The sequence below is a fragment of the Leeuwenhoekiella marinoflava DSM 3653 genome (assembly GCF_900129005.1).
GTDB lineage: Bacteria > Bacteroidota > Bacteroidia > Flavobacteriales > Flavobacteriaceae > Leeuwenhoekiella > Leeuwenhoekiella marinoflava.
Genome location: NZ_FQUN01000026.1, coordinates 59,906 through 70,608 on the forward strand (window position 1 = coordinate 59,906; position 10,703 = coordinate 70,608).

Annotated in this window: 10 protein-coding genes and 1 riboswitch; of the genes, 4 read left to right on the forward strand and 6 right to left on the reverse strand. The window is 37.5% G+C overall.

Annotation, left to right across the window (positions count from 1 at the left end; translation table 11 throughout):
- Positions 1-39: 39 nt before the first annotated feature.
- From BUB91_RS19190 to thrA, 5 genes are all read right to left on the reverse strand, one after another.
- Entirely contained in the window at positions 40-453 is a 414-nt protein-coding gene (locus tag BUB91_RS19190) for an RrF2 family transcriptional regulator (protein WP_073100807.1), read from the reverse strand.
- Positions 454-483: 30 nt separating this feature from the next.
- Positions 484-1,650, reverse strand: coding sequence for a trans-sulfuration enzyme family protein (locus tag BUB91_RS19195; protein ID WP_073100809.1), 1,167 nt, complete (start codon positions 1,648-1,650; stop codon positions 484-486).
- Between the two features lie 154 nt (positions 1,651-1,804).
- Positions 1,805-2,227: an OsmC family protein gene (locus BUB91_RS19200; protein ID WP_073100811.1), complete on the reverse strand. Its 423-nt coding sequence runs from the start codon at positions 2,225-2,227 to the stop codon at positions 1,805-1,807.
- A 58-nt stretch (positions 2,228-2,285) separates the two neighbouring features.
- Entirely contained in the window at positions 2,286-2,576 is a 291-nt protein-coding gene (locus BUB91_RS19205) for an antibiotic biosynthesis monooxygenase family protein (protein ID WP_073100813.1), read from the reverse strand.
- Between the two features lie 18 nt (positions 2,577-2,594).
- Positions 2,595-5,978 (reverse strand): bifunctional aspartate kinase/homoserine dehydrogenase I, encoded by a 3,384-nt coding sequence (gene thrA / locus BUB91_RS19210; RefSeq protein WP_073100815.1) that lies wholly within the window; start codon positions 5,976-5,978, stop codon positions 2,595-2,597.
- A 73-nt stretch (positions 5,979-6,051) separates the two neighbouring features.
- Positions 6,052-6,168: riboswitch (SAM riboswitch) on the reverse strand.
- 304 nt (positions 6,169-6,472) lie between these two features.
- Here thrA and metK point away from each other — a divergent pair.
- Positions 6,473-7,726, forward strand: coding sequence for a methionine adenosyltransferase (metK, locus tag BUB91_RS19215; RefSeq protein ID WP_073100817.1), 1,254 nt, complete (start codon positions 6,473-6,475; stop codon positions 7,724-7,726).
- A 91-nt stretch (positions 7,727-7,817) separates the two neighbouring features.
- On the forward strand, positions 7,818-8,744 hold the full coding sequence (locus BUB91_RS19220) for a 2-hydroxyacid dehydrogenase (protein WP_073100819.1): 927 nt from the start codon (positions 7,818-7,820) through the stop codon (positions 8,742-8,744).
- Here the strand turns inward: BUB91_RS19220 and BUB91_RS19225 are convergent, their stop codons facing one another.
- Positions 8,745-9,590, reverse strand: a complete 846-nt coding sequence (locus BUB91_RS19225) for a thioredoxin family protein (RefSeq protein ID WP_073100821.1) — start codon at positions 9,588-9,590, stop codon at positions 8,745-8,747.
- A gap of 209 nt (positions 9,591-9,799) precedes the next feature.
- Here BUB91_RS19225 and BUB91_RS19230 point away from each other — a divergent pair, with 209 nt between their 5' ends.
- A complete protein-coding gene (locus tag BUB91_RS19230) occupies positions 9,800-10,042 on the forward strand; it encodes a hypothetical protein (RefSeq protein WP_073100823.1) in 243 nt (80 codons plus the stop codon).
- A 359-nt stretch (positions 10,043-10,401) separates the two neighbouring features.
- A partial coding sequence (locus BUB91_RS19235; protein WP_139250531.1) for a DUF4372 domain-containing protein occupies positions 10,402-10,703 on the forward strand: 302 nt, incomplete at its 3' end.

Here is a 10,703-nt window from a genome sequence, read left to right on the forward strand (position 1 = left end):
TTTTAGGTGATTTTCAGCATTTAAGCTAGATATTCTGAATTATTCAGCAATTAGGTCTGCTAGGGTGTTTTTATTCAATACTGCAAGATTGCTATCTCGCAGTTGAACCATAAGACTGTGCACTGAACAAGCCGTCTCATCAGGGCAGTCATCACACTTTTCGTAGAAATTAAGACTCACGCAAGGTACCATAGAAACTGGGCCTTCTAAAATACGCATAACCTCAACCATTTTGATTTCTTCTGGTTGCCTGCGTAAGTAATAGCCACCGCCTTTACCTTTTTTACTGCCTAAGAAACCGGCTTTACGCAACGTAAGCATAATACTTTCCAGAAATTTCTGAGAAATATTTTCACTTTTGGCTATAGCTCCTATTTGCACAGGATCTTCTCCTTTATGCTTTGCCACATAAGCCAAAGCTTTTAGACCGTATTTTGTTTTTTTAGATAACACGGTCTAAATGTATGTAAAAAAGTTAGAAACCTAAGCGTTTAGCGCCTGATCAAGGTCTGCAATAATATCTTCCACATGCTCTAAACCTACAGAACACCGCACCAAACCATCTGTAATTCCTACTTGTAGTCTATCTTCTTCAGCGAGTTTACTATGTGTTGTAGATGCAGGATGCGTAACAATTGTTCGTGTATCACCCAAATTTGCAGAAAGCGAACACATTTTTATTGAATTTAAAAAGTTTCGGCCGGCGTCTATACCGCCCTTTACTTCAAAAGCCACGATGTTTCCACCTAAACGCATTTGTTTTTTAGCAACTTCGTACTGCGGATGTGATTTCAAAAATGGATATTTTACCATATTCACTTTGTCGTGACGCTCTAAAAACTCTGCTACTTTCAATGCATTTTCACAATGACGATCTGCTCTAACGTGTAACGTCTCTAAACTTTTAGAAAGCACCCACGCATTGAAAGGTGACAAAGCCGGCCCGGTATTACGAGCAAACAAGTAAATCTCTCTTATTAAGTCGGCACGCCCTACACTTACACCACCTAAAACACGCCCCTGACCATCGATCATCTTGGTTGCTGAATGAATAACAATATCTGCTCCAAATTTGATAGGCTGCTGTAAATAAGGGGTCGCAAAACAGTTGTCTACCACAAAAATCAGGTTGTGTTTTTTAGCTAGATTTCCTAAATACTCCAAATCCAAAACATCACATCCGGGATTTGTAGGCGACTCAACGTAAAGTATTTTAGTCTCCGGTTTAATCAGGCTTTCTACTTTGTCAACTTCATCTACCTTAAAATACGAAGTTTCAATATTCCATTTTGGAAGGTATTTTGTAAATAAGGAATGTGTAGACCCAAAAACCGAACGCGCCGATACAATATGATCACCGCTATCTAAAAGTGCGGCAAAAGTTGAAAATACAGCTGCCATCCCGGTTGCAAATGCATAACCGGTTTCGGCACCTTCCATCTTGCAAATTTTATCTACAAATTCACTGGTATTAGGATTGGTAAAACGGCTGTAAATATTACGCTCCTTCTCTTCTGTAAATGAAGCACGCATATCTTCTGCATCTTCAAAAACAAAACTTGAAGTCAAATACATAGGCACAGAATGCTCTAAAAATTCGCTTCGGTTTAGTTGGGTGCGTATCGCTTCGGTTTCAAAATGTTTACTCATTACTTTATTAGATGTTAAACTGTAGAAAAGAGCTAAAAGACGCACCGCGTCTAATCACTTTCATTTCTATGTCTTTTAAATTTTCTTTTCTCTTTTTTTCAGATCCCAAGTACAGTGTATAGTATTTACTATCTAAAGTATCTTATCTCAGTGTCTATTCTACTTCTTCTCCGTTTAAAAATACTTTATAGGTAATGTCTACCCCGGCTTGCAACGTGATTGATACAGAACAATATTTTTCAAAACTCAGTTGTGCTGCGCGTAAGGCTTTTGCCTGCGGAACATCTCCCTCTAAATACACGTGAACGCGCATTGCACTAAACGGCTTCGCTTGACCAACTTCCTTGCGATCTCCTTCAACTTCTACGTGATACGAATCAATTTCTAATTTTTGCTTTTTTAAAATCGAAATAATATCTATCGCACTACAACCTCCTACACCCATTAATAATAATTCCATTGGACTGCTGCCTTGGACAACAGCTCCTGTTTTATTATCTATCATCACCGAATTTCCTGAAGCTCCTTTTGCTTCAAAAAGATAATCCTCGTTTTTACGTTCAAGTGTTACTTTCATTTTCTTATTATTTTAATACTATTGAAATTCTTTTCTAATCAATTCCAATAATTATGTTTTATGATATAGTTACATAATGTTCAACAGTTGGAAAAGGATCATAATAGTGATGTAAAAGACTTTTCCATTCTAGATATTCTGCGGATTGCCTAAAACTAGTAGTATGACTTTCCAACGTTTCCCAATTAACTAACAAAGCATATTGGTTAGGTTGTTCTAAACACTTGCTCAACGTATGATTTAAATAGCCTTTAATAGCACTGATATTCTTTTCTGCTTTTTTAAAATCAGTTTCAAATTGTTTCTCTTTACCTACTATAACATTCAAAATAGCCATTTCTAAAATCATACTGACAATTACAATAAATTAATTATTCCGTTCTGCGAGTTTCAATATATCTCCAAAAACGCCCCGTGCAGTAACTGCTGCTCCGGCCCCGGCTCCTTGAATCACTAAAGGATTTTCTCCATAGGATTCCGTGTAAATTTCAAAAATACTGTCACTACCTTTTACCTGCCCCAATGCAGAACTTTTAGAGGCTGTCACCAATTTCACTTCTAAAGTCCCTCCATCTTCCTGAGATAAGTCCCCGTAAAGGTCGCCAACATATCGCAGAACTTCGTTCTCTTTTAAGGCTTTTTTGCGTGCTTCAAAAACGGGATCCAATTCTTTTAATCTCCCTAAGAAATCTGAAGCAGAACCATCTCTTAAATTTTCAGGAATTAGGCTTTCTATCTGCACATCGCTAAATTCTTTATGCAAATCGAGTTCACGAGCTAAAATCAATAATTTACGGCCCACATCATTTCCGCCTAGATCTTCACGCGGATCAGGTTCTGTAAAGCCTTTGTCTATTGCATCCTGTAAAACATCAGAAAAATTGTGCTCTTCTACAGAAAACGTATTGAATAAATAACTCAGCGAACCACTAAACACCCCTTTTATACGGGTAATATTATCGCCTGAAAGATGCAACAAACGTATCGTATCAATCAACGGAAGCCCTGCTCCCACATTAGTCTCGTACAAATAGCGCTTTTGATTTTCGTCTAGAACGCGACGCAGTTTCTGATAGAAATCAAAACCTACCGTATTTGCTATTTTATTTGAAGAAACCAAGTCAAAACCATTCTGAGCCAAATCGATATAATTCTCAATAAATACCCCGCTTGCAGTATTGTCTATCGCAATCAGGTTAGCCAAATGATTTGCTTTCGCGAAAGCGATAACTTCTTTTACACCCGCTTCTTTTGAATTATTCTTAAAATCGGTTTTCCAAGTTGCTGAAGCTCCATCTATATCAAATAAGACTTTTTTAGAATTTGCTACCGCGAAAATATTCAGTGCTATTCCTTTGCGTTCTTTTATGGTTTCAGCTGAAGCTACGATCTGATCGATTAGCGTTCCACCAACCAATCCGTGTCCAAAAATGGCAATATTTATCTTTTTGGCAATACCAAAAATCTCCCCGTGAACAACATTAAGCGCCTTATTCAATTGGGGTTTACGCACCACCACACTTACGTTTTTACCGGTAACGGTATTGTTGAACAACAACGGAACAATTCCGTTTTTAATAAGTTCGCTATACGGCTTATGGAAACTACTCAAATCCTGACCTACAATAGAAATTACTGCAACTTCGTCTATAATTTCAATTCGATTTACATCTTGATTTTGAAAGTCTGCCTCAAACTCAAAACGCAATGCAGAGATTGCCAGTTGCGCCTGTTTAGCTTCAACAACAAGACCTATCCCTCTTTCCGAAGAACCTTGAGCAATGATACTCACACTCACGCCGCTGTTTCCTAAAGCACGGAAAATACGCGCATCGACACCTACTTTTCCTAAAAGTCCGCGACCTTCAAGATTAATCAAAGCCATTTCGCTTAAAACCGAAAGTGACTTAATCCCTTCCTGTTCTGCTTGCGCAGTAATTAGCGTGCCGGTATCATCTGCATTAAATGTATTTAAAATACGCAGTGGAATATTCTTTTCAATAAGCGGAATAATCGTCTTGGCGTGTAAAACAGAAGTTCCAAAATTTGCCAATTCGTTTGCCTCGCTATAGGTTAAGCGCTCTATCTTTTGCGCTCCCGGAACCAAATCTGGATTAGCCGTAAAAATACCATCTACGTGTGTGTAATTTTGAAGTTCGCCTGCATCCAAATAATTGGCTAATAAAGAAGCCGTATAATTGCTTCCGTTGCGACCTAAAGTCGTCGTTTGATTATTATCATCACTCGCGATAAAGCCGGTTACGATATTCACCGTATCACCGTTATACTTGGTAAAATGCTTCACCACCTGCTCTTTAGAAAGTTTATCGTTAGGTTGCGCATTACCAAAGACTCCGTTGGTTTTTATAAGCTTACGCGAATCTGTAAACTGAGCTTTAATACCTTCTTGTTGCAATAAATGCGTAACCGTTTTAACCGAAATCAGCTCCCCAAAAGAAAGCACCTCATCTTTCACTTTTTTACTGTAATCACCCAATAAAGCAACCCCATCAAAAAGGCGGTTGAGTTCGGCAAATTCTTCGGTTAGGTCAACGTCAAAATCATTTTGCTGATAGCCTTTAAAAGCCTCAAACTGGTGTTTATATTCTTGTCCTGACGATGCAGCTTCGAGAATAGCTTCCAGTTCATCGGTTGCTCCACCTCGAGCAGAAAGTACCGCTGCTATGTGCTCGCCATTTGCAACTTTAGTTTTTATAATGTTGAGAACGGTATCTAATCCTTTTCCGTTAGCTAGCGATTTCCCACCGAATTTTAAAATTTTCAGTTTTGCTGTATCCGCTCTAAATACAGGATAAAGCAACTGCTCCAGTTGTTCAAATTCGATTAAAAAAGCATCGTGCCCGTGTACCGAATTGATCTCCCCATAGGTCACGTTATTCTTATGTTGCGCGAGTTGTTTGTAGGTCTCACGATTTTCTGCCGGTGTAAAAAACAAGTCAGAATCCACACCGATGATGTGAATATTCGCTTCAACCTGAGTCAAAATTTCATTAAAACCTTCACGTCCCCGAGTTACATCTATGGTTTTAAGCAATTGATTCATCAGCTTATATGCAGACACCTGAAAGCGATCTTTCAGTTTGTGCCCGTGATGATCCAACCAACTCTCTACATTAAAAATGTTCAAGTCTTCATTGGTACTCCGTTGAAATTTATTCTTAAAAGATTCCGGCGTGCGGTAACACAACATCGCGTGCATACGGGCATCGTGTACAGGTTGAGAAGAATTATTTAAAATCTGCTCTTGAATCTGGCAGTTTGCAATCAACCAGTCAGTTGATTTCCAGTCAGATGCCACAGGGATTAAATGTTTTGTAATTGCCGGTTGAAGCGTCACCATTTCCCATGCAATTCCGCCACCCAGAGAGCCGCCTATAATTGCAAAAAGCTGTTCAATTCCTAGTGATTTTAGCCCTACCAAGAAAGAACGCGCTACATCTTGAGCAACAAACTCTTTATAGTTTTCAATCAAGAATCCATCATAACCATTACCGGGAATGTTGAATGATAAAATACTGTATTTACGAGTATCTATACATTTATCGTCGCCAATGATTTCGTTCCACCAGCCGTCAGGACCACTTACGTGGGAGTTTCCAGTTAAGGCATGATTCACCAAAATCACAGGAGCTTCTCCTAAGTTTTGACCAAAAGTCTCATAGCTTAGCTGTAAATCAAGCTGATACCCTGAATGAGTTGTGAAATTTTTAATTTCCAGTTTTTGTAACATAATAAATATATAGTGGCGTTAGCCGCAAAACTGAAATATGAAAGCAAGAAAGAAACGAGGAAATATCCCAGATTAGTTATCTATCCCGCTGTTTTGTCTCCAAATTTGGGGTAGAATGTAGCACCTTCTTCCAAGTGAAAGGGTTGCTAAGGCTTCATAGGGTCTATCCCTCCGCCTTTCTTGATAACAATTCAGTATGTGTTTGAACTTTGTGAACACAAATATTGCAAAACGTTTTAGATATATGCAAACAAAATCAGTCTATTTTTATTAAATCATAAATTTTCATAAGATTTTAAATCCTGTTTTGTAATACCTTCTAAATTTATACATTTGCCTGCCAAAAGAGGAAAGATTTGACTGATTGCAACCTCTTATGTCGATTTATTTCGATGTAAAAAATGCTAAAGGCAGTAAATACTACCATTTTCAAGGCATTTGTCAAATCACTCTTCGAAGTTTAATCCCACTGGCGGGAATAAAAAAATGCTTAAATGGCTTACCTATTTACCTCAGAAAGCGTGTCTGAAGGACACCCGGATAAAATCGCAGATCAAATCAGCGATACTTTACTTGACAACTTTTTAGCTTTTGACCCTGAGTCTAAAGTGGCTTGTGAAACACTCGTAACTACCGGTCAGGTAGTGCTTGCGGGCGAAGTAAAAAGTGACACCTATCTTGATGTGCAAAACATCGCAAGAGGCGTGATCAATGATATAGGTTATACTAAAGGTGCTTACCAATTTAGCGGTGACAGCTGTGGTGTCATATCGCTAATTCATGAGCAATCTCAGGATATTAACCAAGGAGTTGACCGTGCTTCTAAAGAAGAGCAAGGTGCCGGTGATCAAGGCATGATGTTTGGTTACGCGACAAAAGAGACTGAAAATTATATGCCTCTTGCTCTAGACATTTCGCATCGTATTATGATCGAACTGGCTAAACTGCGACGTGAAGAAAAAGATATTCCTTATTTACGCCCAGATGCTAAAGCTCAGGTAACCATTGAATATTCTGATGATAACATTCCGCAGAAAATCGTTGCAATTGTTGTTTCTACGCAGCACGACGAATTTGATGAAGACGAAAAAATGCTGACTAAAATCAAAGAGGATATTATTTCCATTTTGATTCCGCGTGTAAAAGCCGGATTGACCGATGATTTAGCGAAGCTATTTAATGATGATATTACCTATCACATCAACCCAACCGGAAAGTTTGTAATAGGTGGTCCTCACGGAGATGCGGGCTTAACTGGTCGTAAGATAATCGTAGATACTTACGGTGGTAAAGGTGCTCACGGTGGTGGTGCATTCTCGGGTAAAGATCCTAGTAAAGTAGATCGCTCGGCTGCTTATGCTGCGCGTCATATCGCTAAAAATCTGGTTGCTGCAGGCGTTGCAGATGAAGTTTTGGTACAGGTTTCTTATGCGATAGGTGTTGTTGAACCTACATCTATTTTTGTAGATACGTATGGTACTTCAAAATTAGGATTGAGTAATGGGGAGATCGCTACCAAAGTGCGTCAACTTTTTGATTTGCGTCCTGCTGCAATAGAAGACCGCTTAAAATTGCGAAACCCTATTTATAGAGAAACTGCTGCTTATGGTCATATGGGTAAAGATCCGCAAGTGATCACTAAGGTCTTTGAGAGTCCGTATAGTGGTAGAGTAACCAAAGAGGTTGAGTTGTTTACCTGGGAAAAATTAGATTATGTTGATAAAGTAAAAGAGGCTTTCAACATATAGTTATAAATATCATAAACGTTTTAGAATGCCACTCATTACGGGTGGCATTTTTTAATTTTACTCGATAATCGAAAATTAAATTTTCAGCAAAATGGCTCTTCTACTTATTCGAAACAATAAAGATTACCAACCGTGGATCGACGCGTTAAAAGAAGCTGACTCTTCAATTGAAGTAGTCACTCCTGAGACCATAAAAGATCCTGCAGATGCTGCTATGGCTATTACCTGGAAGGCGCCAAAAGGCAGTTATGCAAACTATCCCAATCTAAAAGTAATTGGCTCTATGGGTGCCGGTGTAGATCATCTTTTTGAAGATCCATCTTTACCTAAAGATGTTATCCTAACCCGTATTGTAGACGAAAAGCTTGCAAGCGATATGCAAGAATTTGTTTCAGCTTTATGTTTAAATCACATTAGAAATCTCAAGACTTACACCAAACTACAAAAAGAAGGAACCTGGCAACCTACCGATTACAAACGTGCTAAAGATGTCACCGTAGGAATATTAGGTTTTGGAACACTCGGTCAGGCCGTGGGTAAAATGCTTAAAAATATTGGCTTTAAAGTTATGGGATGGTCACATTCTAAAAAGGAAGTTACAGGAATAACGAGTTATATGCAAAACGAATTGGATGCCTTTTTATCTAAAGCTGAAATTCTGGTTTGCTTACTTCCGCTTACTGAAGAAACTCAGGGAATTTTAAATACTGAATTATTCTATAAACTACCAAAGGGTGCATATCTTATTAATGTTGCCCGTGGAGGCCATCTGGTTGATGAAGATCTTATTGAAGCTTTGAACACAAATCAATTGAGCGGTGCTGCTCTGGATGTATTTCGAACCGAACCTTTACCTGAAGACCACCCGTTTTGGAATCAGGAAGATGTCATCATTACGCCACACATCGCGAGTATGAGTAACGCTGCTTCGGTTTCTGCGCAAGTAGCAGAAAACTACCAGCGTATGCAAAATGGTGAGGAATTGAAAAATCAGGTAAAAGCGGACAGAGGGTATTAATTATTCCAATTCAGAAAACCATTTGAAACGTGTTTGAAAATCACCATTTAAATCTGATAATTTAAGTTTTTCTAAAATAGAACCTATCTCGGGATTATCGGATTCACACAAGCAGCATTTTATAAAATAGAACGATGCTTTATTACGTTCATCTATAATTTCTTCATTGAAATTACGGTCTAAACTTCTATTAACCTTACTTAATCTTCCACGATATGTTTCAATAATTAATTGATATAATTCGATTCGCTGTTCAAACAAATTATAAGTGCTCATATCTTTAACAAGAAGATTTTTTGATTTTTTAAGATAACTTTCAGCTACTTGCAGAAAGTTATATCTAATTTCTTTTGAAGGAATGTTTACAGCATAATCCATATAGCGTTCTGCTAGATTTAGAGCTGTATTATATTGCTGACTCCTATAATATTGTAAAGCTGACCTATTTAAAAATGAAGTATTAAGTTGATATTTTTTAAGCTCTCTTAGCAATTGATTATTATCCATATATCCTCTGTGATGATAAATAACTTCTCCATTACCATCCATAATGAAAACATCTGGAATAGCATTTATACCATAGGAACGAGCAAAGCCTACCTGTCTGTCAATATCTATTTTCACCGGAATGAAAGCTTGCATCAAATTCTGAACTTCTGGATCACTCCAAGAATCACGATCCATTTTAAGACAAGGACCACACCAAGTTGCCCAAAAATCTACAATTATTAATTTATTTTGAGCCAATGCTAGTTTCTGAGCATCCTTAAAAGAATTCACCCATCCTACTGCAAAAGAATTAGTCGCTAAAAATAAAAATAAGTAAACAAGTAGATTTCTAAGCATAGAGAATTCTTTAAATTATGAAACAGATAATTATCAATTATAATAATTATTTTTTACGAGTATGTTTCTAATATACACATTTTTAAATCACAAACCTTTCGCTGAGATTACATTATCGTTAAAAACTCCTAATTTCTTTTAAAATAGGGTTAATTTCCTAGAGAACATTCTAGTGAACCAGTACCTTGTTTCTATTAAATTTAAAAATTATGGATCAAGCAAAGTATGATGAAATGGAAAAAATGCTTCATAAACTGGAAGATATTAAAAACAGTCAGGAAAGCATTATTGATAAGATCAACCACGTAATTACAGACCTTTTTCAAAATCCGGATAAAGATTTAGAAAAAACAATGGAAGAAGCTCATCAAAAAGCTTCTGACAACGTTGATAAAATAGCAGGAGCTATTGAGAATTATGAGATGAAGATGAATAAGGCACAATTGTCTTAAATTTCAGCTGTAGTAATACAAAATAGATACCAACCCCCGGTTAAAATCGGGGGTTTTTAATGCTTTATTTTAGAGAAATTATTAAGGAGCACTTCAATCTTTAGTATTTTTCAAACTAAAGATTGGTGCAGCTTCACTTCTGCTTAAAGTTTAAAATCCAGAAGAAAGAGAACTTTTTAAAACCAATTTTAATTCTGAAACCAAATATTTTAGCAAAACACGGAGATATAATTTTGTCAAATACAGGCTAATATCTTTATTTTGAAACATTAGTGTCCGATAAAACATTTTAAAAGCGGGATTTCCAGAAAAGGATATCCCGCTTATTTTATATCTTGAAGTTACCACACATTCGAGATATGAATAAAAGTAGAAACTTTAGCGGACACCCCATAATCAAACAGGTTTTAAATTTCATCGAACCCAATGATATTTACCGGACAGCTAAAAAGCACAACAGCGACAGGTACACAAAAAAGTTTACTACCTATGAGCACCTTGTCACTATGATCTTCACGGTTCTCAGTGGTTGCAGCTCGCTTCGGGAGGTATCCAGTATCATGCTGGCCTGCGAGGGCAAGATCAACCATTTGGGCCTTAATGATTTCCCCAAGCGCAGTACCTTGTCCGATGCGAACAAGCGAAGGAGCGCAGCGGTCTT